The sequence below is a fragment of the Jeotgalibacillus salarius genome, from assembly GCF_004405125.1.
Taxonomy (GTDB): domain Bacteria; phylum Bacillota; class Bacilli; order Bacillales; family Jeotgalibacillaceae; genus Jeotgalibacillus; species Jeotgalibacillus salarius.
Genome location: NZ_SORX01000014.1, coordinates 16,997 through 43,945 on the forward strand (window position 1 = coordinate 16,997; position 26,949 = coordinate 43,945).

Below are 26,949 nucleotides of genomic sequence, written 5' to 3' on the forward strand. Positions count from 1 at the left end.
ATTCATTTACGTATGATTATTTTTTGAACGGATACTCTTATCCCGAGCTGGTGGAGGGACAGGCCCTATGAAACCCAGCAACCTGCTCCGCAAAAAAAAGCATGATGCTTTTGCGGTCCAACAACTTGGAGCGAAGGTGCTAACCTGGAGCAAGACACATGTCTTGAACGATAAGAGTGAAAGGCGAACTGATTATTGAACCTTTCCTCGATGCTCCAATGGGGAAAGGTTTCTTTTATTTTTATGCCGAAACTTGGATGATCTTGTAGGTTAACGTTCGATCTCTAAGGGTAATGAGTACCGTCGACTATTTGCTTCACAAGGAGGAAACTTTCATGTCAACAAAACGTCGTTTGTTTACATCCGAGTCCGTAACTGAGGGACATCCGGATAAAATCTGTGATCAGATTTCTGATTCAATTTTAGATGCAATTCTGAAGGATGATCCGAATGCCCGCGTGGCTTGCGAAACTTCTGTTACTACAGGACTTGTACTTGTAGCAGGAGAAATCTCAACGTCTACTTATGTAGATATTCCAAAGATCGTACGTGAAACGATTAAAGAAATCGGTTATACACGTGCAAAATACGGCTTTGATGCTGACACTTGTGCAGTACTTACTTCTATTGATGAGCAGTCGCCTGATATTGCTGCCGGAGTGGATCGTGCACTTGAAGACCGTGAAAGCCAAATGAGTGATGAAGAAATCGATTCAATCGGTGCCGGTGATCAGGGATTAATGTTTGGTTATGCAAATAACGAAACAGCTGAATTAATGCCACTGCCAATTTCACTTGCTCACAAACTTTCACGTCGTCTGACTGAAGTACGTAAAGAAGACATTCTTCCTTACCTTCGTCCGGATGGTAAGACACAGGTCACTGTTGAGTATGATGAAAATGACAAACCGGTACGTGTCGATACAATTGTTATTTCTACACAGCATCACCCTGAAGTAAGCCTTGAACAGATCCAACGCAATTTGAAGGAACACGTAATCAATCAGGTTGTTCCTGCTGAACTGATCGACGAGGATACTAAATATTTCATTAACCCTACAGGACGTTTTGTCATTGGCGGACCTCAGGGAGACGCAGGACTGACAGGACGTAAAATCATCGTTGATACTTACGGTGGCTATGCACGTCACGGCGGTGGCGCATTTTCAGGTAAAGATGCAACTAAAGTTGACCGCTCAGGTGCTTATGCAGCCCGTTATGTAGCAAAAAACATTGTAGCAGCCGGTCTTGCTGATAAATGTGAAGTGCAGCTCGCATATGCAATCGGCGTTGCGCAGCCAGTATCAATCTCAATCAATACATTTGAGACTGGTAAAGCTGACGAAGAAACACTGATCGAACTGGTCCGTAACCATTTTGACCTTCGTCCTGCCGGCATCATCAAAATGCTTGACCTTCGCCGTCCGATTTACAAGCAGACAGCTGCTTACGGACACTTCGGCCGTAATGATCTTGACCTTCCATGGGAAAGAACAGATAAGGCTGGCGTGCTTAAAAAAGAAGCGAACGTTTAATAGATGAAGCATCCGGTAAATATCTTTTGAGATATTTACCGGATTTTTTATTGTTGGGACATAGGTCAAATTACACTTTTCTGTGAAGGTGATGGCACTTTCTCCGAACCACCTGCTTTTTTCCCCGAAACCCAAAGAGCTTTCTGTGAACATTCATCAGATTTCTCCGAACACCCACCAATTTTCTCCGAACCACCACCCAACCAAATAGAATAAGTGTTCGCTAACTGAGTCGCGCCATGATATGATGAATGCACAAATCCCCGATTGATGCTTCGGACAATGTTTAGGAGGAATTCCTTTGTTTACAGTCATTCTCGCAGAAAAACCTTCTCAGGCTAAAAGCTATGCAGACGCTTTTCAAAATTCCAGAAAAACTGATGGATATTTTCATATAGAAGATGCGCTGTTCCCTGGTGGAGCGGCAATTACATGGGGATTTGGACATTTAGTGTCCCTTGAAGAGCCTCAAAAGTATAAACCGGAGTGGAAGAGGTGGAAGCTTGAAACCCTGCCGATGATTCCGGAAGAATTCAAGTTTACAGTACCTTATGCGAAAAGAACGCAGTTTAATATTGTAAAAGGGCTCCTCAGAAAGGCTGACCAGATCGTGGTGGCTACTGATAGTGACAGAGAAGGCGAAAATATTGCCCGGTCTATTATTGAACAGGCGGGAATGATGCATAAGCCTACAAAAAGGCTGTGGATTAATTCACTTGAAAAAGATGTCATCAGAAAAGGGTTTCAGGAGCTTCGTGAGGGAGAAGACTATCTCTCTTTATATGACGAAGCTCAGACCAGACAAGTGAGTGACTGGCTGGTCGGAATGAATATTTCCAGGCTTTATACATTGCTTTTACAGGAAAAAGGAATTGATGGACCTTTCAGTTTAGGAAGAGTCCAGACACCGACTTTATATATGATCTGGCAGCGCCAGCATGAAATCGAAAACTTCACACCTGAGCCATTTTTTCAGCTGATTGCAGATCATAAAGAAAGTGGTCTGACATTCCAGACGAAACATAAGACGACTTTTAAGAAAAAAGAAGAAGCAGAAGATACATTAAATCAGCATCTTATTTCAGAAGGAACCGGCGCACTAGGGAAAATCATCAAGGCTGACAAAAAGCTCAAGAAAATGCAGGCACCGAGTCTCCACAGTCTGTCATCGCTTCAGGCAAAGATGAACAGGCGCTATAAATACAGTCCATCCAACGTCCTTAAAACGGTACAGGGTTTGTACGAAAAGAAACTCGTTTCTTATCCGCGGACAGATTGTCAGTTTATTACGATGAGTGAATTCCGTTATTTATCAGGACAGCTTGACTCAATGAAGCAGGCAGCCGGTACTTCTTTTAACACTGCTCACCCGAAACCAAGGCCGAAGTATGTGCAGGATAAAAAAGTTCAGGAACACTACGCCATTATTCCGACTAAAAAAGTGCTGACAAGAGAAAGAATTGAAAAGCTGAAGCCAATGGAAAAGAATATATATAATGAAATTCTGAACAGTACGCTCGCGATGTTTCATGAGGATTATCATTATGAGGAAACCCTGATAGATGTGGATATCAATGCGCTGATTTTCAGTGTAAAAGGAACTGTAGAAAAAAAGCGCGGCTGGAAAGAGCTTTTTAATGAGAGTGCGAAAAAAGATACAATTTTGCCGCCATTGAAAGCAGGAGATGTCATCGAATCAGTTGTAAACATCAAAGAAGATGTGACAAAGCCCCCTAAGCCTTACACGGAAGGTCAGCTTATTACGATGATGAAAACGGCTGGAAAAATGCTCGAAGATGAGCAGGATCAGGCAATGCTGAAAGAAGTGGAAGGAATCGGAACAGAAGCCACACGCGCATCGATAATTGATACGTTAAAAAAACAGCAGTATATCAATGTGACAAAAAATACGGTTTCAGTAACACAAAAAGGCGTAACGCTTTGCCAGGTTATTGGCGGTACGCTGCTCAGCAGTCCGGAAATGACGGCCAGATGGGAAACGTACCTAAAGAAAATCGGCCGAAAAGAAGGCAGTCAGGAGGCATTTCTCAATAATATTGCTAAATTTATTCAGCATATGATTGAAGAAGCACCGAAACAAATGGTTAATATAAAATCAATTGCCGGAAGCGGAACAAAAAAGTCATCCTCGATGCCGCTATGCCCAACTTGCAAAACGGGTGTGATGGTGGACAAAGGCGGATTTTATGGATGCAGTGATTACAAAAAAGGATGTAAGCAGACATTACCGAAAATGCTGTTAAAAAAGAAAATATCAGATGCGCAAATCAAAGCACTGTGTGAGAAAGGACAGACTGGTTTGCTGAAAGGCTTCAAGAGCAAAGCAGGCAAAACGTTCAGTGCAAGGCTGATATTGAAAGAAGGAAAAATCGAAATGGCATTTAAGTAAAAGAAGCAGCCCGAGGGCTGCTTTTTCTATTTTGAGACTTCAGTTTTTGGACGTCTTTTTTCCAGCAGTTTTTTTACTTCTTCTTTATGCTTCGTATTTACAAGAATATAAAGAAAATCGCCTGCTTTAATTTGTGTTTCACCATAAGGACTGATCAGGTTGTCATTTCTTACAATCGCGCTGATTGTTGCCTGATGAGGAAAGTTAAGATCCTTCAGCTTTTTCCCAACGATTTCAATGTCTCTATTTGTATGGAATTGGATCATTTCAGCGTTTGCCTTTCCAATCGAGATTAGTTCGAGGGAATGGTGAGGTGTATCTTTTTTAGGTCCGACAAGGTCCAGCTTCTTTGCCACATATGAAATCGTGGAGCCCTGAAGCAATGTCGAGGTTAAAACGATAAAGAACACGACATTAAAAAATAATTGTCCGTTTTCAAGTCCTGCTACTACAGGAAACGTAGCAAGAACAATTGGAACAGCACCACGTAAACCAGCCCATGATATAAAGATTTTCTCTTTCATTTTGTATTTCATACCGATCACGGAAAGGAAAACAGCAATTGGGCGGGCAATGAAGATAAGGATCACAGAAAGAATAAGACCACTAATGACAATATCAAGTGAAAATAGCTGCCCGGGGAATACTAGCAGACCCAGAATAATGAACATCATAATTTGTGACATCCATGCAAATCCCTCATTGAATTGGAAAATTGAATAACGGTATGTTAATTCATTATTCCCGATGATTAAAGCAGCTACATAAACTGCAAGGAATCCGCTCCCTCCAACAATGGCAGTGATACTGTACGTTAATAGTGCAAAAGAAACTGAGAAAATTGGATAAAGACCACTGGAGTCCAGTTTGATTCTATTGAGTGCAGAAGAAGCAATTTTTCCAAGAATCAATCCGAAAGCAAGGCCGGCGCCCATTTGTAGTATAAACGAAGGAAACAATCCCCAAATCGAAGAATTTTCATTCGTAATGAGTTCAATAAATGACAATGTGAGAAAGACAGCCATAGGATCATTTGTCCCGGATTCAGCTTCAAGTGTTGCACCCATTTTGGCTTTGATATTACGCTCTTTTAATACTGAGAATACAGCTGCAGCATCAGTCGAACCGACTATGGCACCAAAAAGAAGACCTTCAAGAAGAGTTACATCAAATATCAGATAAGCGGCATAGCCGACGATTCCTGATGTGAGAAGAACGCCTAAAGTAGCGAGTGAAAGTGAAGGGAGAGAAACGGCTTTTACTGTCTGCCACTTTGTCTGCATCCCGCCCTCAAACAGAATAATGACTAACGCCAGTATACCGATCAGCTGTGCAGCCTGTGCATCATCAAAATACACAATTCCAAGACCATCACTGCCAATGATCATTCCGATGAGTATAAATAGAACGAGGGCGGGAAGTCCCCACTTATTAGAGAACTTTGCCACTAATACCCCTGTTACCAGCAGTAGTCCGGTTAAAAGTATAAACGAATCGATTCCGAAAGATTCAATCAGCATGACAATCACTCATCAGGAATCATCTCCGCTTAATTTTTTCATTTCTGCTTTTTTATACAGCTGAGCTTTTTCAGCATATTCTCTGACAATGCGCTCCATATCTTTTCTGTCTTCTTCATTCACTTCACGGATGACTTTTGCCGGACGGCCGAATGCCATCATTCCTGCAGGGATTTTTTTGCCTGGCGGTACGAGACTTCCAGCGCCGACAAACGCGCCTTCACCGATTTCAGCGCCATCAAGGATAATTGATCCCATGCCAATCAGTGCATTTTTTCTGATTGTGCAGCTGTGCAAAGTGACCTGATGACCGACTGTTACTTCATCTTCAATTACCAGAGGAAGGTCCGGACTCTGGTGCAGAACTGAAAGGTCCTGTATGTTGACTTTAGTTCCGATGATTGTAGGAGACACGTCGCCCCGTATGACAACGCCCGGCCAGACGCTGGATTCAGCACCGATCTTTATATCACCTGTTACTGTAGCTGAATGAGATATGTACACACTTTCATGAATATCAGGATGTCTATCCTTAAAAGGGAGAATCATCTTATCACTCCTTTATCTAGTTAAAAATATGTTATAGTTTATTTTATCACAGGCATTTAAAATGTCGCACATCTAAGATTTTACTTGAGAGGCGGGTGTTCCAGTCATGTGGAAATGGGAAACAGATGGGATCGCTCACGGTGTGGTGGTCATCATTCATGGTGAACTTGAGCACCACGCCAGGTATGGCTGGCTGATTGAAAAATGGCGTTCAAGAGGGTTTCATGTAGTCATGGGAGATTTACCCGGACAAGGTATGGTTAAAAGAACTGAGAGAGGGCACATCGACTCTTTCAAAGAATATGAAACGGCTGTCGGGCAGTGGATCGAAGCGGCAATGCTTTTTAACCTGCCAATCTTCCTGCTCGGACACGGTTTAGGCGGACTGATTGCAGTGAGGATGATGTATAAGAAAAACTATGAAATTGCAGGGATCATGCTATCTAACCCGACTTTTGCATATGAACATACACCATCAAAATTCAGTCATCTGCTATCAGGAAGCTTGAATAAACTAACGCCGGAACATCGATTTGCATTTGGTTTCACAGTGCAGGATGCAACGAGAAATAGTGAAATTATAGAATTGGATCTTGAAGACCCTATTTATGTGTCGAGAGTATCAGTGAGATGGTATCGTGAAATGCTGTTTGCGATGAAACAAACACTTGCAGAAGACAGTGAATTTCCGGATACACCACTTTTGCTCATGCAAAGCGGGGAAAATAAACTGGTTGATACAGCTGTTGCAAAGAAGTGGCTGTTAGCCCTTAATCTCACAGAGTTTCAATTTAAGGAATGGACACAGTGCTATCACGAATTATTTAATGAACCTGAACGTGATGAAGTCTTTCATTATGCAGAATCATTTGTGAAAAACCGTTTAAGATCAATCGGTTATGATCTTTAAATAAATGACTAAAAATAGATGATAGATAAAGAGGTGAGGACATATGTCAGTGCCGATCGAACCGCTGTTTTTAATGAATCAAACTTATCGAAAAGTGTTCCCTATCGTGCATAGGGAAATGCATATATGGAAACAGAAGGCTCAGAGAATAGAAAATGAAGAATGCAGGAGCCAGGCGCTTGCAAGTCTGAATGATAAAGCGTTTCACTGTGAAGGTGGCGGCATTATGTCACTTCTTGCTTTGAAGGGAAAGCGTGATGCGATCGAGTTCATTGTGGCCTATCAGACGATTAGTGATTACCTTGATAATCTTTGCGATCGCAGTACCTCTCTGGATCCCGAGGATTTCACCATGCTGCATTATGCGATGGAGGATGCGCTGACTGTAGGCGCTGTCCCGAGAGATTATTATCAGATGAGGGAAGACAGTGAAAATCATTATTTATCCGGACTCGTTTTAAGGTGTCAGGAAGTATTATCGCGTATTCCAAATTATTTGCTGATTAAGGATGAACTTCTTTTTCTTTCTAAGATCTATTGCGAACTGCAAATTCATAAGCATGTTGCTGAAGAAGAAAGAGAAGAGCGGCTCCAAAGCTGGTTTGAAACACATCGTAAAGACTTTCCTGAAATGGAATGGTTTGAATTTTCAGCCTGTACAGGGTCTACACTTGGAATTTTCTGTCTCGTTTCGTATGCGCTCAGACCAGATTTTAAGCCGGAGTATGCAGCTGTCATCCGGGAAGGTTATTTTCCATACATACAGGGGCTACATATTCTTCTGGATTATTTCATCGATCAGGAAGAAGACAGGGAAGAAGGAGATCTGAACTTCTGTTTTTACTATCAGGATCCTGAGAGCTTATTTGCACGGTTGCAGCATTTCGTGGAAGAGGCAGACCGGCATACAAACAAACTCCCGCACAGCAGATTTCATAAATTAATTAACCGGGGACTTCTTGGCGTATATCTTTCTGATGAAAAGGTGAACAATCAGAAAAAGGTAAGAATGCTCGCCAGAAAAATCATCCGTTCAAGTGGTACTGTCAGTTTATTTTTTTATGTGAATGGTCGTGCATACAGGAGCATTATGAAGATGATGCCTGGAAATATATACTTAAAAGAAGAACGTATCTGACAAGTCGAACGTTTCGCTAAGCGAAATGTTCGACTTTTTAAATGGAATTTACAATAATGGTGATTGAGAGAGGAGTGAGCGTATGTCATTGACATTAAGTATATTAGATCAATCATCCATAGCTGAAGGAGGTACTGCAGAACAGGGGCTTAAGCAGACTGTTGAGCTGGCGCAGCTGGCGGATGAGTTAGGCTTCACACGATTTTGGGTATCAGAACATCACGATACACCTACACTCGCAGGCTCATCCCCTGAAGTACTGATTGCACATTTAGCAGCTAAAACTGAACGGATTAAAGTCGGATCCGGCGGTGTCATGCTGCCTCACTACAGCGCTTATAAAGTAGCTGAAAACTTTAAGGTGCTTGAAGGTTTGACACCGGGAAGAATTGACGTTGGTATTGGCCGTGCTCCAGGCGGGATGCCAAGAGCTTCATATGCATTGTCTGACGGAAAACCGCGCGATGTAAACCGTTATCCTGAACAGGTGAATGAATTATTACAATACCTGCACGATGACCTGCCGGAAGATCACCCATATGGCAATATTAAAGCTACACCTGTCACCCGGACGATACCTGATCTGTGGATGCTTGGTTCAAGTCCATCTTCTGCTGCTTTGGCGGCTGAACTGGGCGTGCCATATACTTTTGCTTTATTTATCAATGGTCAGGGAGGACCTTCTTATACGAAGCAGTATCTAAATCGTTTCAAGCCGTCAAAATATTATGACCAGCCGAAACACTCAGTTGCTGTGTTTACAATTTGTGGTGAAACGATGGAGGACGCTGAGAGAATCGCATCAAGTCTTGATCTTTCAATGGTCATGCTTGAACAGGGCATGGCTTCAAAAGGAACACCAAGTCCTGAAAAAGCCATGTCTTATCCATACAGCCATTTTGAAAGAATTCGTGTGCTTGAAAACAGAAAGCGCATGGTGATTGGCGATGTTGATCACGTTGAAAAAGAGCTGCACAGACTTGCTGAGGAGTACGAAACGGATGAGATCATGCTGACGACGATCGCGTATGATTTTGAAGATAAGCTGAATTCGTATAAGCGGATTGCGGAGAGAATGCTTTAAGGTTTTATGAAAATTCTCAGACACCGCTGCCCCTTTCCATGGAGAGCTGCGCTTTCCGCACCCGGGCGGTGAGCTATCAGGCTTCGCCGTGATCATCTCACCTGTCCCTTCCTGGTGCAGGAGTCTCCGCTCTCCATTCCAAGTAGCAAGTAGCAGCTGGATGTTTTTTAAAATCAGAACGACTGCACACTTAAAGGTAGATAATAAATAAAACAGCCATGTGATCACGAATCACATGGCTGTTACTTATTTCTTCTCAATTGCTAATATAAATGGTGATGGTGTTTGTGTGTTTGTGAACTGATAGCGTAGCACTTGTGCTTCAAAGTGGTCTATTTTCTCGCAGTAACGCAGTAAATAATCACGTTCAACTGCTCCTTCCGGATGACCATGGTAAATGACAAGGATCATCATACCGCCTGAACGCATCACACTCAGACACTGTTCAACTGCAGCAATTGTTGTGCGGGGTCTTGTGACGATTGTTTCGTCACCGCCGGGAAGATAGCCGAGATTGAATATTGCCCCCGCCACTGCCCCGTGATGAACCGGAGGCAGCGTATCCTCGATCGTCTCGTGTCCCTGGTTAAAAAGCAGAACACGATTCTTTAATTCATGCTCCTCAAGCTTTGAGGTTGTTTCCTCAATCGCTTCCTGCTGCACATCAAATCCGTATACTCTTCCATGTTCTCCAACAAGCCTCGCCAGAAACAGTGTGTCATTGCCGTTCCCAACAGTGGCATCAATCACAACCTCACCAGGAGATACCGCTCTTTCTAAAAGCGTTCTTGTATATGGGAGGATTCTGTCGAGATTCATGAACGCACCCCGCTTACATACTTACTACCCTGGCAGGAGCCTCTCTTAATGAGTTCACGGTCAATGCCAGTCAGCACTTCCCATTTATTTACGCTCCACATTGGTCCTACCATTAATTCGATTGGTCCATCACCAGTAATGCGGTGAATAATCATTTCGGGCGGAATCATTTCAAGCTGGTCACAGACTAACTGAACATAATCTTCCTGTGACATAAACTCGAGCTGTCCTTTTTCATATTGTTTCACCATTGGCGTTCCTTTTAAAAGGTGAAGGAGATGGATTTTTATGCCCTGAACATCAAGGTCAGCGACAGCCTTTGCTGTTTCCATCATCATATCGTAGTCTTCACCCGGGAGACCGTTAATAATATGTGAACACACTCTGATCCCGCGGTCACGCAGCTTCTGAACGCCTTCTTTGTAGCATTCAAAATCATGTGCGCGGTTAATCATGTCGGCAGTTGATTCATGAACGGTCTGTAAACCTAACTCAACCCACAGATAAGTTCTTTCATTCAGTTCCGCCAGATAGTCCACGACATCATCGGGCAGACAGTCTGGACGGGTGGCAATTGATAAGCCGACCACATCTTCAAAACCAAGCACTTTTTCATACTTTTCACGCAGCACTTCAACTGGAGCATGCGTATTCGTAAATGCCTGGAAGTAGGCCATATATTTGCCTTCTTTCCATTTGCGGTGCATACGTGTTTTGACTTCATTAAACTGGACCTCGAGCGGATCGACACGATTCCCTGCAAAATCTCCGGAACCGGCTGCACTGCAAAATGTACATCCGCCGTGTGCCACTGTACCATCGCGATTCGGGCAGTCAAAACCGCCGTCAAGCGCTACTTTAAAAACCTTATGTCCAAACTCATTTCTTAAATGATAGTTCCATGTATGATAGCGCTTGTTATCAACCGCATATTGAAAAGGATTGTTTGTTGTCAAAGGTGTGAACCTCCTTCATTGCTATTAGCGTACTCTTGGCATTCTACCATGATTTACGTAGTGGGACTACTGAATGGAGGCGGATTGATCAAAAAGCTCTATGTAACACCTCTTATGATCTTCACTCCAGGCGGACCCCCTGAGCGGTGAAGAAGTTAAGTACTGCCGACGGTATTCTAGGTGCTGTCAGTCATGATCTGCTCGTCGACGGTCATGATATCGCCGGTGAAGGTCGTATTAGGCTCAGCGAACGTACGATACACCCGGGTGACGGTCGTGACAGCGCCTGCGACAGTCATGACAGCCATCCCCACGGTCGTCTTCCTCGCCAAACATCAACCAAATATTAAGAATCCTCCATTTTCATTCCGCCACCTTGTATTCACTCACATTTCCCGTTAAAATAATTTGGTACACGAAATAGATACGAAATGAGGGACAATTGTGCCGCGTTCTTTGTGGTTTTTGGTGATTGGGATGGCAATTAATGTGACGGGGGCTTCTTTTTTATGGCCGCTTAACACAATTTATATTAGCGGGGAACTTGGTAAGTCTTTGACAACCGCCGGGCTTGTACTGATGGCAAATGCGGGTGCGAGTGTGATAGGAAATCTGCTTGGCGGTATTTTGTTTGATAAAATAGGCGGGTACAGATCGATTATGACAGGGATACTGATTACACTCACTGCAGTCGGTGGTCTGATGATCTGGCACGAATGGCCTCATTATGTATTTTTTATGATCTTTATCGGTTTTGGTTCAGGAATTGTTTTTCCTTCTATGTATGCAATGGCAGGTTCGGTGTGGCCAGAAGGTGGAAGGAAAGCTTTCAATGCAATCTATCTCGCAACTAATATAGGTGTTGCAACAGGTGCAGCACTTGGCGGTCTTGTCGCATCATTTTCATTTGATTATATATTTATAGCGAATTTCGGTATGTATGTCGTATTCTTTCTCATTGCGTTATTTACTTATAAAAATATTGAACTGCAGCCGAACATTCAAACGAGCGTTTTACAGGAACGTGGAAGAATTAAAAACAAAGCTGCTTTTACATCCTTATTAATTTTATGTGCTGCTTATTTATTATGCTGGGTTGGATACGTGCAGTGGCAGTCTACGATAGCGGATTATACGCAGAAGATAAATATTCCTTTAGAGCAGTACAGTATTCTCTGGACAGTTAATGGTTTGCTGATCGTTGCAGGACAGCCGCTGATCAAGCCGATTGTGAAGCGTTTTGAACATAATCTTAAAATTCAAATGGCGATTGGTACTGTCATTTTTATGATTTCATTCGGGGTGACTGCGTATGCCGGCAGCTTTCAGGGCTTTCTGGCTGCGATGATCATATTAACAATTGGTGAAATGCTGATCTGGCCGGCAGTTCCAACGATAGCGAGCAGACTGGCGCCTAAAGGACGGGAAGGTTTCTATCAGGGGATTGTGAACAGTACAGCGACAGGCGGAAGAATGATCGGTCCGCTTCTTGGCGGGGTTATGGTAGATCTCTATGGGATGACGCCGCTTTTCTTCCTGCTGATCGGTTTACTCGTTGTGTCAATATTTATTACGTTTATCTACGACCTCCCTTTAAAAAAGGAAGAAGTGGAAGCTGCTGTTTAAAAAAACTTGCAAGCCTACAGCCAATTGCATACAATAGGAAATAGTCATCATAAACAAGACATTGAGAAGGATTAGTAACAGGAAGCGGCTGAAAAAGAGAGTCTGTATTTGGTGAAAGCAGACCGGCAGCACTGTGAACTCACCTTTGAGTCGATCATGTGAAAGATAGTAGCGTGATCCGTTTTCCGCGATAAGGATTGAGCGCGTGTACACGAAATTGGGTGGTACCGCGGGAGCGTATAAGCACCTCCCGTCCCATTATAGGGGCGGGAGTTTTTTGTTTTTAAAAGGTAATTTTTTACATTAGGAGGAAATTTCATGAGCTTCGATCATAAGACGATTGAAAAGAAATGGCAAAAACACTGGCTTCAAGAAAAAACATTTAAAACGGAAGAAGATTTTTCAAAAAAGAAATTCTATGCACTTGATATGTTCCCTTATCCATCAGGAGCGGGACTGCATGTAGGACACCCTGAAGGATATACGGCAACTGATATCCTTTCACGCTATAAGCGGATGCAGGGGTATAATGTGCTCCACCCAATGGGCTGGGATGCATTCGGACTTCCGGCAGAACAATATGCACTTGATACAGGAAACGATCCTGCTGACTTCACAAAGAAAAATATCGATACGTTCCGTCGTCAGATTCAGGAACTTGGCTTCTCTTATGACTGGGATCGCGAAATCAGCACGACGGATCCTGAGTATTATAAATGGACACAGTGGATTTTCCTGAAGCTTTATGAAAAAGGACTTGCTTATGTTGATGAAGTTGCTGTGAACTGGTGCCCGGCACTTGGTACAGTACTTGCAAACGAAGAAGTCATTGATGGTAAAAGTGAGCGCGGGGGACACCCGGTAGAGCGCCGTCCGATGAAGCAATGGGTACTGAAAATTACTGCTTACGCTGACCGTCTGATTGATGATCTGGAAGAGCTGGACTGGCCTGAAAGCATTAAAGATATGCAGCGTAACTGGGTTGGCCGTTCTGAAGGTGCTGAACTCACATTTAACATTGACAATACAGAAGAAAAGATTGATGTATTTACAACACGTCCTGATACACTTTTTGGCGCCACTTATGCCGTGCTTGCGCCTGAACATCCACTTGTGGACATAGTGACTTCAGCTGATCAGAAAAGTGCTGTAGCTGCATATATTGATAAAATTAAATCAAAAAGTGATCTTGAACGTACGGATCTTGCGAAAGAAAAGACGGGTGTGTTTACAGGTGCGTATGCAATCAATCCTGTCAACGATGAAAAAATGCCGATCTGGATCGCAGATTACGTACTGATGAGCTATGGCAGCGGCGCAATTATGGCTGTACCGGCTCACGATGAAAGAGACTATGAGTTTGCCAAGGAATTTAACCTGCCGATCAGAGAAGTCGTTGAAGGCGGAGATATTTCCAAAGAGGCTTATACAGGAGAAGGAAAGCATGTGAACTCCGGATTTCTGGATGGTCTTGATAAAGAGGAAGCGATTACCAAATCTATCGAGTGGCTTGAAGAGAAGAATCTTGGAACGAAGAAGATCACATACCGTCTGCGTGACTGGCTGTTCAGCCGTCAGCGTTACTGGGGAGAGCCGATTCCGATCATTCACTGGGAGGATGGCACGATGACAGGTGTACCTGAATCTGAACTTCCACTGGTATTGCCAATCACAGAAAACATCAAGCCTTCAGGTACAGGTGAATCACCACTCGCCAACATTGAGGACTGGGTAAATGTCACGCACCCTGAAACAGGTATGAAGGGTAGACGTGAAACGAATACAATGCCACAGTGGGCGGGCAGCTGCTGGTACTACCTGCGCTATATTGACCCTGAAAACAGTGAGGCGCTGGCTGACCCGGAAAAAATTAAGCACTGGCTGCCGATAGATATTTATGTAGGCGGAGCTGAACATGCGGTACTTCACCTGCTATACGCACGCTTCTGGCACAAAGTTCTATATGATATTGGGATCGTACCAACAAAAGAACCATTCCAAAAGCTGTTCAATCAGGGGATGATCCTTGGTGAAAACAACGAAAAGATGAGTAAATCTAAAGGAAATGTTGTAAATCCTGATGAAATTATCCGCACACATGGTGCAGATACACTGCGCATTTATGAAATGTTCATGGGGCCGCTTGAAGCCTCTGTTGCATGGTCTGAAAATGGTCTTGACGGTGCAAGAAGATTCCTTGAGCGTGTATGGCGCCTGCTTGTTACAGATCAGGGGACATTGACAGACAAAGTATCAGATCAGTCGAGTGAAGCACTTGAAAAAGTGTATCATCAGACTGTGAAAAAAGTGACTGAGGATATCGAAGGCATCCGCTTCAACACAGCAATTTCTCAGCTGATGGTATTTGTGAATGAATCTTATAAAGCAGACACCATTCCGGTTGATTATGTACAGGGCTTTGTTAAAATGCTTTCACCATTTGCACCACACATTGCTGAAGAGCTGTGGGAGAAAGTTGGAGAAGGCGAGCTGAGTTACACTGAATGGCCGACATTTGATGAATCTAAGCTGATCAGTGACGAAGTTGAAATCGTTGTGCAAATCAATGGCAAACTGAAAAAGAAATTGATGGTACCGCGTGAAGCTTCAAGAGAAGAAATGGAAGCCCTGGCTATGGACCAGGACGAAGTGAAGTCTGCCATTGAAGGAAAAACGATTCGTAAAGTCATCGCAGTACCAGGGAAACTGGTTAATATCGTAGCAAACTGACGGTAAGGATTGTTATAATCTAATTATGAAATTTAGTTTAATGGTATTAGCTTCTGGAATGTTCACGATTTTTTAAAGTGTTTTATGCATTAAGCACAGCGATGATCGGAGTGGAAGGCGGCAGCTCAGATAAGCGTGACAGCTGAGACCCCGCAGGCGTTTGCGCTGAGGAGGCTTAGCGCACGCCTGAAACGGAGATCAAACGCCAAGTTATTAAAGTTAGTTTTATTAAAAGGAAAGGGTGAATGAATGTGTCTGAATTAAACACTATTACTGCAAGTGAAGTGCAAAAGAAGCTTGAAGCAGGAGAAAACCTGAACCTGATTGATGTACGTGAAAATGATGAAGTAGCTGAAGGCATGATCCCTGAGGCAACTCATATTCCGATGGGTGACATTTCAATGCACCTTGATGAGCTGGATCAGGATGAAGAATATATCGTGATCTGCCGTTCAGGGCGACGAAGTGAAAATGTAGGCTGGTTCCTGCATGACCACGGTTATAAGGTAACGAATATGACTGGCGGAATGCTCGAGTATGAGGGCGAGACGAAGCCGAAAGCTTAAGTATAGTAAAAAGCCTGGAATCTTTTTTAAGATTCCAGGCTTTTATTTTTGGGATGAGAGCTGAGCTAACGGGAATTGAGGTCACGTACTGTGATTTTTAGGTCATATCCGAGAAATTTGAGGTCAGATTCTGATCATCCCGGTTCACATTCAGCGTGGGGCAGAATTTTCGGATCAGATCAAAAAATTTTCAGGTTACATTCACAATTTTTCGGATCACATCTGCAAAAACCCGGGTCACATTCACCCTCACACGCAACCACAAGATCCATTAAAATCTAAAACCTAAAACCTAAAACCTAAACAGGGTCACCAGCCGCATTGCTCCCGGCAAGTCTGCCTGTCACGAGTGCAGATGTAATATTGTATCCGCCTGTATACCCGTGAATATCGAGCAATTCACCACATAGAAATAGTCCTTCACATTTCTTCGATTTCATTGTCTTCGGCTCAATTTCCTTAATTGAAACGCCTCCGCCAGTGACGAATGCTTTTTCAATAGACTGTGTGCCGTTTACTTTCATCTCAAATGAAGTAAGGGAGGCAGCCATACCGCGAATTTTTTCAGCAGAGATGGTTCCTGCCTGCTGATCCGGGTCAATTTCGTTCAGTTCCATGAGGAAATGAATGTAACGCTCAGGCGCAAGGCCTTTCCACACATTTTTCACAGCTTTCTTTGCTTCATCTTTCGCCATCTGGTTCAGCTGCTGAAATACGCTTTCTGCGTTTTGTTCAGCCATCACATTAATCCGCACAGTAACCGGTGCACCTTTTTGCTTTTTCATCTCTTTCACAGCGTACTGGCTGCAGCGCAGAATCGCAGGGCCAGACAGTCCAAAATGCGTAAACAGCATATCCATATGATGAGTCACAATCGGTTTACCATTTTTCTTCAAAACGCTGACTGCCGCATCACGCAGTGCCAGTCCCTGAAGAGATTTGTTTTTAATAAAAGCTTCATCTGAAAGCAAAGGCACTTCAGTAGGGAACAGGTCTGTGACAGTGTGACCTGCTTTTTCAACCCACGGGTAGCCGTCACCTTCTGATCCAGTCTGTGGAACCGATTTTCCGCCAACTGCCAATACGACAGCATCAGAAAGTATTTCTTCATCGTTACGAGTCTCAATTCCAATTACTTTTCCTTCTTCAATCAAAAGGTCTTTAACTGGTACGTTCGTTCTGATTTCTACATTTAACTCGCCAAGCTTGCGTAACATTGCATCAACAACAGACTGGGCTTTATTTGATACCGGGAACATGCGTCCGTGATCTTCTTCTTTCAGCGCAACTCCAAGCTTTTCAAAAAACTGAATAATATCTTCATTGTTAAACACAGAAAACGCACTATATAAAAATCGGCCGTTTCCGGGGATATGCTTGATGATTTCATCGATAGGCAGCCGATTTGTGACATTACAGCGCCCTCCGCCTGAAATCGCCAGCTTACGTCCAAGCTTATTGCCTTTATCTATTAAAAGAACGCGTTCTTTTTTCTCGCCAGCTGCAATGGCTGCCATCAGACCGGATGGACCTCCGCCAACGATAATGACATCGTATTTCATTCGTTTTCAACTCTTTTCTGCAATATGCATACATTCTACCGTGCGAATCACGACAATTCAATATGCTTATCATTGTCATTCGATGTTTCCGGTAGTACACTCTTATATAGTGTCAAAATTCTTGTCGGACGATTAGGAAGTGAATATAAATAAATGTCTACATCAACACTTGTCAGAGGTACGTTTATACTGACGTTAGGTACTTTTATTTCTAAATTTCTAGGATTATTTTATGTAATTCCGTTTAATGAATTAGTCAGCGATGAACCTGGTGCGCTTGCATTATACCAGTACGGTTATATTCCTTATACGATATTTCTTTCCATTGCAACAGCAGGTGTACCGCTTGCCGTATCAAAATTTATATCCAAATACAATGCGATAGGTGAGTATGAAGTAGGCCGGAAGCTGTTCCGATCCGGATTGATTTTAATGTCGCTTACCGGTATTTTTTCATTTTTAATGATGTATTTATTCGCACCCGTTTTTGCAGACCTGGTTATTGAATCAAATGAACAGCAGGTCAGTACAGAACAGGTCATATCTGTTATCAGAGCAGTGAGTTTTGCACTGATTGTTATCCCCGTTATGAGTTTGATCAGGGGGTTCTTCCAGGGATATGAATCTATGGGACCTACCGCTGTATCAAATGTGATTGAACAGGTTGTTCGTATCGTCTTCCTTTTAGCGGGTGTCTATATTGTGCTGTATGTGATGGATGGCTCTATGACGGAAGCGATCGGTGTGGCAACTTTTGCTGCATTTGTGGGTGGAGTTGCCAGCCTTGCGCTGCTTGTATTTTACTATCTGAAACGTAAGCCCCATCTGGATAAAATGCGTGCAACAGGTAAGAACGAGATGAATGTTTCAATAAAAGACATGTACAAAGAAATCATTTTATATTCGATTCCTTTCGTCCTGGTTGGTGTTGCGAATCCAATGTTTCAGCTGATTGACTCGCTTACATTTAACAAAGCAATGGTATCAATCGGTCTCGCAGCTATCACAGATATTCAGCTTGAAGTGCTGAATTTTACTACACATAAGTTAGTGATCATTCCTGTTTCACTGGCCACGGCATTTGCAATGACACTGATCCCGGTGATTACTTCCAGCTTTTCAAAAGGAAACTGGAATAACCTGAACAGGCAGATGGATCAGACATTTCAGATCCTGTTATTTCTGACAATGCCTGCAGCAATCGGGCTGTCACTGCTTGCAGAGCCTGCTTATACAGTGTTTTATGGTGCTGATGAGTTAGGAACAGCTGTGCTCAGAACATATGCGCCTGTAGCGATTTTATTTGCCATATATACTGTTACGGCTGCGATGATGCAGGGGATTAATGAACAGCGATGGAGTGTGCTGAGTCTTCTTGTAGGGCTTCTTATTAAGCTGTCTTTGAATATTCCGCTCGTTCAGATGATGGAGGTTCAGGGTGCAGTGCTTGCAACCAGTATTGGTTATGTTGCAGCGATTGTTATCAACTTACTGGTGATTAAGTATTTTGCAGCTTACAAATATAGAATGGTTGTCAAACGAACATTACTCATGCTGATCTTTAATGTCGTTATGGCTGTTCCTGTCCTGCTGATTTATTTCGGGTTGGATATGGTGTTAAATCCTGAAAACAGATTGCATGCGATCATGATCCTTGCAGTTTGCGGACTTGCCGGTGCGTTTGTCTATCTTGTATTAAGTATGAAATCACGCCTGGCTGACAGATTGTTCGGAGATCGCATTACAAGATTAAGAAATAAATTTTCATAAGAGGAGTATGTTATGAGACTCGATAAACTGCTTTCCAATATGGGATATGGCAGCAGAAAAGAAATGAAGAAATGGCTGAAGGCAGGGAATGTCACAGTGGATGGCACCCCTGTAAAAGACGGAAAGCATCAGATTGATCCTGAGAAACAGACCGTTGCTGTAGGTGGAGAAGAAGTGCATTACCGCGAGTTTATCTATCTGATGATGAATAAACCTCAAAATGTAATCTCATCCACTGAGGATGGACTTCATGAAACCGTTATAAATCTGATTGACCCTCAGTACCATATTTTTGACCCGTTTCCGGTAGGGCGGCTCGATAAAGATACTGAAGGGTTCCTTCTGCTGACAAATGACGGTGGATTAGCCCATGAGCTTCTATCACCTAAAAAACATGTTGCAAAAACTTATTTTGCAAGGATTGATGGGAAGGTAACTGAAGACGACATCAAAGCTTTTCAACATGGTGTCACACTGGATGATGGTTACGAAACGAAACCCGGAGAACTTGTCATTTTAAACAGCGGAGATATTTCTGAGGTTGAACTGACCATTACTGAAGGGAAATTTCATCAGGTGAAAAGAATGTTCCAGGCAGTCGGTAAAGAAGTCGTGTTTCTTAAAAGACTATCCATGGGATCGCTCGAGCTTGATGAAGCACTGGAGCCTGGTGAGTATCGCGAACTGACAGAGAAAGAGCTGAGCAAGCTAAAAGAACGCTCATTATAAATATGGATAGACTTTATATAATTTAATTCATGCATTGGCACTATTCAGCTGACCCTTGGAGTGGAGGGCGAAGACTCCCGCCCCGGTAAGGGTCAGGTGAGACCCCACAGCCGCAAAGCGGCGAGGAGGCTCACCGCCCGGGGGCAGGAAAGCGAAGCCCTCCACGGAAAGGGTCAGCGGTTTTAGATGCAGGAATACACAAAACAAGAGCAGCGTAAATACACGCTGCTCTTTTATATTTTCAGTCTATGAAATTTTTACTTTTTTTTCTGTCGTTGTCCATCTGCCCCGACTGGGACTTGTCACCAAATCGTTATAGGCTAACACATTCAAATCTCGTTGAATGGTGCGAGGTGTAATGCCGAATTCGTCTACCAAATCGTTAGTTGTCACAGTTCCATTTTCTTTAATGAACATATAGACAGATTTGATACGTGTCAGCATTCTGTTCGTAGTTGGTTTCAAAAAACCACTCCCTCATCTTTTTTCCATGGCAATGACGACGGGTAACAGTGTATACAATCTCAGAAGTAAAATCGGATGCCTGACGACAGCCCCTTTTCATTCTTTTTCGACAATCGTTATTGTCTGACAATTTCATTGTACACCCCGATCAAGAAAATTTCCACCCTTTTATACCCATTTACAAACAATTAATAATTTTTTCTATCAAATGTTCGTTATTAAGATTTTCGATAAAATGGCAACTGAACCAAATTTCATGGTGATTCCCTCTGAGAAATGTTCTATAATAGGAACATTATCTAAGAACGGAGTGATTGCCGTGACAATCAGCTGGATTGACGAAGTGAATAAAAGAAAAGATGCGATTATTAACGAGCTTCAGCAGCTTTTAGCCATCCCAAGTGTGCTGAATGAAGCGGATACTGATGAACATGCCCCTCTTGGAAAAGAGGTCAAAAGGGCATTGGAATACTTACTTCATGCTGGCGAACAGGCCGGATTTAAAAGTAAAAATGTCGGAAATATTGCCGGGCATCTGGAAATGGGACAGGGAGAAGAGCTATTGGGTATCCTTTGCCACGTAGATGTAGTACCTGCAGGAAAAGGATGGTCACACCCGCCATTTGAAGGCGTGATTCAAAATGGAAAGCTTTACGGACGTGGTGCCATAGATGACAAAGGACCGACAATTGCTGCATACTATGCGATGAAAATCATTCAGGAACTTGATCTGAATATGAATAAAAGGGTAAGAATGATTATTGGAACTGACGAAGAAAGTGACTGGCGCTGCGTAGATCGCTATTTTAGTGAAGAGGAAATGCCGTCAATCGGCTTTGCGCCGGATGCAGACTTTCCGGTTATTCATGCTGAAAAGGGAATCATGGATGCAGATTTTCATCTGACGAAATATGAACCTGATGTACATGCGCCGAAAATTGAGATGCACTCTTTCCATTCAGGAGAAAGATATAACATGGTTCCGGATTTCGCGAAAGCTGAGCTGACTGTTCACGCTGAACAAACTTACCTGCTCCAGGAATATGAAGAGTTCCTTAAAGAATATGAATTAACAGGTGACTTTTATGTCAAAAGCGGTTTGCTTACAATGGAACTGCACGGAAAATCATCTCATGCAATGGAACCGGACAACGGTGTAAATGCAGGAGTCATGCTTCTGAGGTTTTTAAATCATTTTGAGCTTGATGCGCGTTCAAAAGCCTTCGCATCTTTTGCCAATAAATATTTATATAACGGGTCCAGAGGTGTAGCACTCGGGATAGCAGGCAAAGACGATGTGAGCGGTGATCTGACGCTCAATACCGGCCTGATCCGGTTCGATGAAAGTCATGCTTATTTCGGACTGAACATTCGCTATCCGGTTACTTATGATATGGACACAAAAAGAAAATGGCTGGCTGATGAGATGGAGAATAAGCATATTCAAATTAAAGTAAAAGATGATTCTAAACCTCATCACGTTGAAGGAGACGATCCATTCGTTCAGACTCTGCTTTCTGTTTATGAAAAGCAAACCGGCGAGAAAGGTGAACTCCTCGCGATTGGGGGAGGCACTTACGCCCGGTCACTTGAAAAAGGAGTGGCGTTTGGTGCACTTTTCCCTGGCAGAGAAGATGTTGCTCACCAGAAAGATGAATATATTGAGATAGAAGACTTACTCAAAGCCACGGCAATTTACGCAGAAGCAATCTATCAGCTTGCCTGTGTGGAACAATCATAGAGGGGGAGATCAGTTTGGGAACAATTCTTGTAAATGATCAGTTTTTGGATCGAGTAAATGGCACTGTGGATATTGAGGACCGCGGTTACCAGTTTGGTGACGGTGTTTATGAAGTAGTGAGAGTTTACGGTGGGAAAATGTTTACTGCCGAGGAGCATCTGACAAGGTTATTCGAGTCAGCTGAAAAGATTTTTCTGAAGCTTCCTTTCACACTTGAAGAATTAACGGCAAGACTTGAGAAGCTGATGGATGATAATCAGCTTGATACAGGCATTATTTATCTGCAGGTAACAAGAGGTGCTTCATCAAGGCAGCATCACTTTCCACAAGAACAAAATGCTGTATTAACAGCTTATACAAAAGAGGTTGCGCGTCCGGTCAAGGATATGAGCGCTGGCGTTAAAGCTATCACGACGCCTGATGTAAGATGGTTGAGATGTGATATTAAAAGCCTGAACTTACTCGGAAACCTGCTTGCTAAACAGGAAGCGGTCTCTAAAGGTGGCTTTGAAGCCATTCTTCATAGAGACGAGACAGTGACTGAAGGGTCATCATCCAATATTTTTATCATTTCAAACAACACGATGTACACTCATCCGGCCACTAACCTGATTTTAAATGGGATTACACGCAGGGAAATCCTGAAGCACTGTGCAAACATCGGTCTACAAGTTGCTGAACGTCCTTTCACGCTCGATGAACTGAAGAATGCAGATGAAGCATTTATGGCCAGCACAACGGCTGAAGTCATGCCTTTAACATCGATTAATGATGAGCTGATCGCAAATGGTGCTCCAGGCAACTGGACACGCAAGCTGCAGGAAGCATTCGAAACAGGCGTAGAAAAAGAGTGCGGTGCACTGACAGAGACAATTACATTATAGAAGTTAAGCTTAAAGCGATTGGCGTTTGATCTTCTTTCCAGGCGGACGCTTTCCGGACGGCGGTTGCTAAGCCTCCTCGCCTTCGGCTGCGGGGTCTCAGCTTCCCACTAATCGTCCCGGAGTCACCGCCTTCCACTGCGATCAACGCTGTGGATAAAATCAATTTTAGATTTCATTGATTTCTAATTACTTTTTTAAAAAAGCCTCCAATTTCAAATGTGAAATTGGAGGCTTTTTGTTTAACTTTATTTCATTTTGCTAAAACCAGATGATGATTGGAGTGGAGGACGGAGACTCCCGCCCCATGAAGGGACAGGTGAGACCCCACAGGCGAAGCCGAGGATTATCCAAGGCCAGAGGCCACGGGGGCAGGAAAGCGCAGTCCTCCACGGAAATCATCAGCGTTATTAAAGATCAAGATTATTCATACCTGAAAACATCACTAGAAAGATATCTTTCGCCTGTATCACACGCAATAAACACGACAAAAGAATCTTCAGGCAGTGTTTTAGCTACTTCCAGCGCCGCATAGCATGCCGCACCTGAAGATGGTCCAACGAGAATTCCTTCTTCTCTTGCCAGCCGTCTTGTGATGTCATAAGCCTGTTCATCATCAATCTGATGGATTTTATCGTATACTTCCTGATTTAAAATATCAGGAATAAAGCCCGGGCTAGTCCCGACAAGTTTATGTTTGCCGGGTTTTCCGCCAGAAAGTACAGGTGATCCCTTAGGCTCAACTACGTGTACCTGCAGATCTTTGTATTTTTCCTTCAGCACTTCACCGGTGCCGGTAATCGTCCCGCCGGTACCTGCTGTTGCAACAAACGCACTAAGCGGTTTTCCAAGCTGATCAGCAGCTTCAATAATTTCAAGAGCTGTTGATTTTCTGTGTGCATCAGGGTTTGCAAAGTTCTCGAATTGCATAGGAACAAAGCTGCCTTCGATCTCTTTTGCAAGATCATTTGCTTTTTTGATTGCACCAGGCATTTTTTCATCGCCTGGTGTCAGCACGACCTCAGCACCATATGCTTTAAGAAGGTTAATCCGTTCAGCAGTCATCGTATCCGGCATGACCAGAATGGAGCGGTATCCTCTTGCAGCTGCGTTCATCGCAATCCCTATTCCGGTGTTTCCGCTTGTTGGTTCAATAATGGTGGAGCCTTCTTTTAAATGACCTGCTTTTTCAGCTTCTATAATCATATTAAAAGCTGCACGGTCTTTTACGCTTTTACTCGGGTTATAATTTTCAAGTTTTGCATAAACAGCAGCCCCTTTTTCAGGCTGCAGGCGGTTTAATTTTACAAAGGGAGTGTCCCCGATAAGTTCTGCAATATTGTTTACTACTTTCATGACCATCATCCTTTCAAGACAATTCCGTGTTTACATTCTACCTTTAAGCAGCGAATGATTCAATTTAGACTGTCCAGACTTCCAAAAAACGTTATAATGAAGCCAATACCAAATGATGGAGGCCTGTAATGGAGAATCATTATTTTATTGCATGCACATTATCAGAAGAAGCAAAAGATCAATTACATAACATCCGTCGCAAGTATCTGACGCATGACTGCTTTATGAAATACCCTCATCAAAATGATCTGCATGTAACACTGTCATTTCTTGGTGCGGTAACAGCTCAACAATTGAAAATAATTTGTGATGAATTGTCAGAAAAACTGATGAATCTTCAACAATTCCCGCTAACATTCAAACATATCAGTACGTTTGGAAGTGAAGAATCACCCCGGGTCTGGTGGACCGGTCCAGCAGAGTCAAAAGAGTTAACGGCTTTATATGAAACCGTTCAATCAGCGGTAAGTAAAATTCACAAAAACGAAAACAGACCGTTCCGCCCACACGTAACGCTTGCGAAGAAGTGGAAAGGTGAAAAAGGTGAAGTTTTTAAAGGAAGTATCGAACCTGTTTCTGATTGGATAAAATACGTCACGATCTATGAGATAAACCCTGGTCAGATTCCTTTATATACAAATTTTGCGTCATACAAGCTTAAAGAAAGCGGTGAAAATCATGGCACAGTTAATTAAACTGCAGGATTACGTTTCACGTTATGAGAAAGATATGATCCGCTATCCATCACAATATGTCAGGTTGAAAAAGCAGCAGTGGACCAAGATCAAACAGCAGTGGGAAGATGGCGGCGTATATCTGAATGAGGATGAGATTCAGCGTTTTAAAGAAGAAGTCGAAGGTAAAGAGGGAATCTTGAAGCGCTTTAAAAAAATTCTCGTGAAGCACGATGAGGAACCTGAAATAACGGAGGAAACGAATGAAAGTGATGACTTTTCATTCGAACCGGCAGTCTACTACAAGCCGGAAACACTGGACGATTTAAAGCACTTATACCTAGATCAACTGCTTCAATTTCAGCTCAAGTGGGCAAGCTCAACATTAACGGAAAAATCTTATGTTGATCCGAAATATCATCGTGACGATCATCTGAAATTTTTTCTTCAGCGATTTCCCGATACGTTTTTATTAATGTATGAACCTATTTTATTATTAAAAAAAGCACCGGTGGAACTCGAGGTTCTTCTTTTTACGCCAACAGGTCTGTGGTGCATGTCTTTCCTTGATGAAGGAGATGATACAGTATTCGTGGGCTCAGCAGAACGTTTTTGGAAAGTAAAAAAAGGAGAAAGTGAGCACACGCTGTTAAATCCGCTCATTTCTCTTGACCGGACTGCATCAATTATTCAGCAGATTTTTGATAAAAACGATGTGGACTTCACGATTCACAAAGCAATTTTATCGAGAAATGGTTATTTTGATTTTCCGGATATCCCGTATGGTTACAAGTTAATTGATAAAAGAAACATTGAAAAATGGCATGAACAGCAGCGCACAATGACATCTCCGTTTAAACATATGCAGATGAAAGCAGCACGTTCAGTGATCGAATATACACAAACAACTTCAGTGAAGAGAATGCAGTGGAGTGAAGCGGATGAAGAGCTGCTTTCAGATTTACAGGAATGAAGAAGATTGCGGTATGTAATCCGAATGCGGGAAAAGGGTTAAGTAAACGGCTGCTATCAACACTCATCCCGGTTCTACAGAATGACGGCATTGAAATTTGGATGACCCGATCGAAACATGATGCGGAACACAGAATTAGAGATTGGTGCAATGAAAATCCCGATCTGGAAGTATGTTTTATCATTTCAGGAGGAGACGGTACAATGCACGAAGCTGTAAATGGCGCAGCCGGTCATCAACATGCTTCTTTTGCATCAATTCCAACAGGATCAGGAAATGATTTTGCCAGGTATTTTGGCGGTTTTGAGCTGGATCAAGATCTCTCCGCTGCCATGGAGCGCTCGACTTTATCAAAGCATGATGTAATCAGATATAAACTGAACGGTGGTCAGACGAGAACAGCTGTGAGCAATATGGGCGCCGGGTTTGATGCGGAAGTCGCTTTTTCAGCTAATCAATCTCCATTGAAAAAGCTGTTGAATAAGCTATCAATCGGAAAAGTCGTGTATGTGTTATTTTTAGTACGTCAGCTTATGATATTCAAACCTTATTCTTTAGAAGTGACCGTTCACAATAAGACGTTTCTTTTTGATAAAGTCTGGTTTGCGACAATTTCCAATCAGCCATACTACGGAGGTGGTATGAAAATTGCACCAAAGGCAGATACAAGAGACGGTGAACTGGACTTAACCATTGTTCATGGATTATCACGTATTAAATTTTTATTCGTATTTTTAAGTGTATTCAAAGGCACTCATACTAAATTTAAAGAAGTTTATCACTTACGATCAGAAAAAGTCGATTTAAAGGCTGGCGCTGATGTCAGAGTGCATGCAGATGGGGAAGACAACGGTCTTTTGAAAGAGAATCAGAGATTAACAGCTACGGCAATCCCATCTGAAATCCTGATCTCAGCTAAGTTGGCTCTTGACGAATCATAGGGAAAAACGATAAT

Annotated in this window: 22 protein-coding genes, 1 riboswitch and 1 other annotated feature; of the genes, 15 read left to right on the forward strand and 7 right to left on the reverse strand. The window is 42.9% G+C overall.

All coding sequences use genetic code 11. The features are described from left to right. The first annotated feature begins 34 nt into the window (after positions 1-34). Positions 35-177, forward strand: a riboswitch (SAM riboswitch). 158 nt (positions 178-335) lie between these two features. Further along, the gene (metK, locus tag E2626_RS15925) at positions 336-1,535 is read left to right on the forward strand and encodes a methionine adenosyltransferase (protein WP_134382963.1); all 1,200 of its coding nucleotides are present in this window, start codon (positions 336-338) and stop codon (positions 1,533-1,535) included. Positions 1,536-1,836: 301 nt separating this feature from the next. Next, positions 1,837-3,945, forward strand: coding sequence for a type IA DNA topoisomerase (locus tag E2626_RS15930; protein ID WP_134382965.1), 2,109 nt, complete (start codon positions 1,837-1,839; stop codon positions 3,943-3,945). 26 nt (positions 3,946-3,971) lie between these two features. On the opposite strand, the gene E2626_RS15935 is transcribed toward E2626_RS15930, so the two are convergent. Both E2626_RS15935 and E2626_RS15940 read right to left on the reverse strand, forming a co-directional pair. After that, a complete protein-coding gene (locus tag E2626_RS15935; protein ID WP_208528161.1) occupies positions 3,972-5,465 on the reverse strand; it encodes a potassium/proton antiporter in 1,494 nt (497 codons plus the stop codon). A 12-nt stretch (positions 5,466-5,477) separates the two neighbouring features. Next, positions 5,478-6,014, reverse strand: coding sequence for a gamma carbonic anhydrase (locus tag E2626_RS15940; RefSeq protein ID WP_134382967.1), 537 nt, complete (start codon positions 6,012-6,014; stop codon positions 5,478-5,480). A gap of 106 nt (positions 6,015-6,120) precedes the next feature. On the opposite strand from E2626_RS15940, the gene E2626_RS15945 reads away from it, so the two are divergent. The 3 genes from E2626_RS15945 (at position 6,121) to E2626_RS15955 (ending at position 9,146) form a co-directional block, all read left to right on the forward strand. Further along, positions 6,121-6,924 carry an alpha/beta fold hydrolase gene (locus E2626_RS15945; RefSeq protein WP_134382969.1) on the forward strand — a complete coding sequence of 268 codons (804 nt, stop codon included), beginning with the start codon at positions 6,121-6,123 and terminating at the stop codon, positions 6,922-6,924. Positions 6,925-6,967: 43 nt separating this feature from the next. Beyond that, the gene (locus tag E2626_RS15950; RefSeq protein ID WP_134382971.1) at positions 6,968-8,062 is read left to right on the forward strand and encodes a tetraprenyl-beta-curcumene synthase family protein; all 1,095 of its coding nucleotides are present in this window, start codon (positions 6,968-6,970) and stop codon (positions 8,060-8,062) included. A gap of 82 nt (positions 8,063-8,144) precedes the next feature. Beyond that, positions 8,145-9,146 carry an LLM class flavin-dependent oxidoreductase gene (locus E2626_RS15955; RefSeq protein ID WP_134382973.1) on the forward strand — a complete coding sequence of 334 codons (1,002 nt, stop codon included), beginning with the start codon at positions 8,145-8,147 and terminating at the stop codon, positions 9,144-9,146. Positions 9,147-9,392: 246 nt separating this feature from the next. Here E2626_RS15955 and mnmM read toward each other — a convergent pair whose 3' ends face one another. Continuing rightward, positions 9,393-9,965: a tRNA 5-(aminomethyl)-2-thiouridylate-methyltransferase MnmM gene (mnmM, locus tag E2626_RS15960; RefSeq protein WP_134382975.1), complete on the reverse strand. Its 573-nt coding sequence runs from the start codon at positions 9,963-9,965 to the stop codon at positions 9,393-9,395. Beyond that, positions 9,962-10,921, reverse strand: coding sequence for a tRNA modification radical SAM protein MnmL/YtqA (mnmL, locus tag E2626_RS15965; RefSeq protein ID WP_134382977.1), 960 nt, complete (start codon positions 10,919-10,921; stop codon positions 9,962-9,964). The genes mnmM and mnmL overlap by 4 nt, the downstream gene beginning before the upstream one ends. Positions 10,922-11,365: 444 nt before the next feature. Here mnmL and E2626_RS15970 point away from each other — a divergent pair, with 444 nt between their 5' ends. From E2626_RS15970 to E2626_RS15980, 3 genes are all read left to right on the forward strand, one after another. Beyond that, positions 11,366-12,547 (forward strand): MDR family MFS transporter, encoded by a 1,182-nt coding sequence (locus E2626_RS15970; protein WP_134382979.1) that lies wholly within the window; start codon positions 11,366-11,368, stop codon positions 12,545-12,547. A 52-nt stretch (positions 12,548-12,599) separates the two neighbouring features. Then, positions 12,600-12,808: a binding site (T-box leader), on the forward strand. 57 nt (positions 12,809-12,865) lie between these two features. Continuing rightward, the gene (leuS, locus tag E2626_RS15975) at positions 12,866-15,277 is read left to right on the forward strand and encodes a leucine--tRNA ligase (RefSeq protein WP_134382981.1); all 2,412 of its coding nucleotides are present in this window, start codon (positions 12,866-12,868) and stop codon (positions 15,275-15,277) included. A gap of 251 nt (positions 15,278-15,528) precedes the next feature. Further along, complete coding sequence (locus E2626_RS15980) at positions 15,529-15,843, forward strand: rhodanese-like domain-containing protein (RefSeq protein WP_134382983.1); 315 nt, start codon at positions 15,529-15,531, stop codon at positions 15,841-15,843. A 299-nt stretch (positions 15,844-16,142) separates the two neighbouring features. Here E2626_RS15980 and E2626_RS15985 read toward each other — a convergent pair whose 3' ends face one another. Then, on the reverse strand, positions 16,143-17,405 hold the full coding sequence (locus E2626_RS15985; protein WP_134382985.1) for a BaiN/RdsA family NAD(P)/FAD-dependent oxidoreductase: 1,263 nt from the start codon (positions 17,403-17,405) through the stop codon (positions 16,143-16,145). Between the two features lie 153 nt (positions 17,406-17,558). On the opposite strand from E2626_RS15985, the gene E2626_RS15990 reads away from it, so the two are divergent. Together E2626_RS15990 and E2626_RS15995 are read left to right on the forward strand one after the other, a co-directional pair. After that, a complete protein-coding gene (locus tag E2626_RS15990; protein WP_134382987.1) occupies positions 17,559-19,175 on the forward strand; it encodes a putative polysaccharide biosynthesis protein in 1,617 nt (538 codons plus the stop codon). A 12-nt stretch (positions 19,176-19,187) separates the two neighbouring features. Beyond that, positions 19,188-19,904 (forward strand): pseudouridine synthase, encoded by a 717-nt coding sequence (locus E2626_RS15995; RefSeq protein ID WP_134382989.1) that lies wholly within the window; start codon positions 19,188-19,190, stop codon positions 19,902-19,904. Positions 19,905-20,150: 246 nt separating this feature from the next. On the opposite strand, the gene E2626_RS16000 is transcribed toward E2626_RS15995, so the two are convergent. Continuing rightward, complete coding sequence (locus tag E2626_RS16000; RefSeq protein WP_134382991.1) at positions 20,151-20,369, reverse strand: DeoR family transcriptional regulator; 219 nt, start codon at positions 20,367-20,369, stop codon at positions 20,151-20,153. Between the two features lie 319 nt (positions 20,370-20,688). Here E2626_RS16000 and pepV point away from each other — a divergent pair, with 319 nt between their 5' ends. Together pepV and dat are read left to right on the forward strand one after the other, a co-directional pair. Continuing rightward, on the forward strand, positions 20,689-22,110 hold the full coding sequence (gene pepV, locus E2626_RS16005; protein WP_244094362.1) for a dipeptidase PepV: 1,422 nt from the start codon (positions 20,689-20,691) through the stop codon (positions 22,108-22,110). 14 nt (positions 22,111-22,124) lie between these two features. Then, the gene (dat, locus tag E2626_RS16010) at positions 22,125-22,994 is read left to right on the forward strand and encodes a D-amino-acid transaminase (protein WP_134382993.1); all 870 of its coding nucleotides are present in this window, start codon (positions 22,125-22,127) and stop codon (positions 22,992-22,994) included. Positions 22,995-23,414: 420 nt separating this feature from the next. Here dat and cysK read toward each other — a convergent pair whose 3' ends face one another. Next, positions 23,415-24,347, reverse strand: coding sequence for a cysteine synthase A (gene cysK, locus E2626_RS16015; RefSeq protein WP_134382995.1), 933 nt, complete (start codon positions 24,345-24,347; stop codon positions 23,415-23,417). Positions 24,348-24,475: 128 nt separating this feature from the next. Here cysK and thpR point away from each other — a divergent pair, with 128 nt between their 5' ends. Genes thpR through E2626_RS16030 form a run of 3 tightly spaced genes read left to right on the forward strand, consistent with a single transcriptional unit; the run spans position 24,476 to position 26,935 of the window. Next, positions 24,476-25,042, forward strand: a complete 567-nt coding sequence (thpR, locus tag E2626_RS16020; RefSeq protein ID WP_134382997.1) for an RNA 2',3'-cyclic phosphodiesterase — start codon at positions 24,476-24,478, stop codon at positions 25,040-25,042. Beyond that, positions 25,026-25,994, forward strand: a complete 969-nt coding sequence (locus E2626_RS16025; RefSeq protein WP_134382999.1) for an NERD domain-containing protein — start codon at positions 25,026-25,028, stop codon at positions 25,992-25,994. The genes thpR and E2626_RS16025 overlap by 17 nt, the downstream gene beginning before the upstream one ends. Then, a complete protein-coding gene (locus tag E2626_RS16030; protein ID WP_134383001.1) occupies positions 25,991-26,935 on the forward strand; it encodes a diacylglycerol/lipid kinase family protein in 945 nt (314 codons plus the stop codon). Before E2626_RS16025 ends, E2626_RS16030 begins: the two co-directional genes overlap by 4 nt. The last annotated feature ends 14 nt before the right edge of the window (positions 26,936-26,949 follow it).

Coding starts and splice junctions, on each gene's coding strand:
- E2626_RS15955 (WP_134382973.1), top strand. CDS start 8,145: ATGTCATTGACATTAAGTATATTAGATCAATCATCCATAGCTGAAGGA.
- mnmM (WP_134382975.1), bottom strand. CDS start 9,965: ATGAATCTCGACAGAATCCTCCCATATACAAGAACGCTTTTAGAAAGA.
- cysK (WP_134382995.1), bottom strand. CDS start 24,347: ATGAAAGTAGTAAACAATATTGCAGAACTTATCGGGGACACTCCCTTT.
- E2626_RS15990 (WP_134382987.1), top strand. CDS start 17,559: ATGTCTACATCAACACTTGTCAGAGGTACGTTTATACTGACGTTAGGT.
- E2626_RS15985 (WP_134382985.1), bottom strand. CDS start 17,405: ATGAAATACGATGTCATTATCGTTGGCGGAGGTCCATCCGGTCTGATG.
- E2626_RS15995 (WP_134382989.1), top strand. CDS start 19,188: ATGAGACTCGATAAACTGCTTTCCAATATGGGATATGGCAGCAGAAAA.
- E2626_RS16025 (WP_134382999.1), top strand. CDS start 25,026: ATGGCACAGTTAATTAAACTGCAGGATTACGTTTCACGTTATGAGAAA.
- leuS (WP_134382981.1), top strand. CDS start 12,866: ATGAGCTTCGATCATAAGACGATTGAAAAGAAATGGCAAAAACACTGG.
- E2626_RS15950 (WP_134382971.1), top strand. CDS start 6,968: ATGTCAGTGCCGATCGAACCGCTGTTTTTAATGAATCAAACTTATCGA.
- E2626_RS15945 (WP_134382969.1), top strand. CDS start 6,121: ATGTGGAAATGGGAAACAGATGGGATCGCTCACGGTGTGGTGGTCATC.
- E2626_RS15940 (WP_134382967.1), bottom strand. CDS start 6,014: ATGATTCTCCCTTTTAAGGATAGACATCCTGATATTCATGAAAGTGTG.
- metK (WP_134382963.1), top strand. CDS start 336: ATGTCAACAAAACGTCGTTTGTTTACATCCGAGTCCGTAACTGAGGGA.
- E2626_RS15935 (WP_208528161.1), bottom strand. CDS start 5,465: ATGCTGATTGAATCTTTCGGAATCGATTCGTTTATACTTTTAACCGGA.
- thpR (WP_134382997.1), top strand. CDS start 24,476: ATGGAGAATCATTATTTTATTGCATGCACATTATCAGAAGAAGCAAAA.
- E2626_RS16030 (WP_134383001.1), top strand. CDS start 25,991: ATGAAGAAGATTGCGGTATGTAATCCGAATGCGGGAAAAGGGTTAAGT.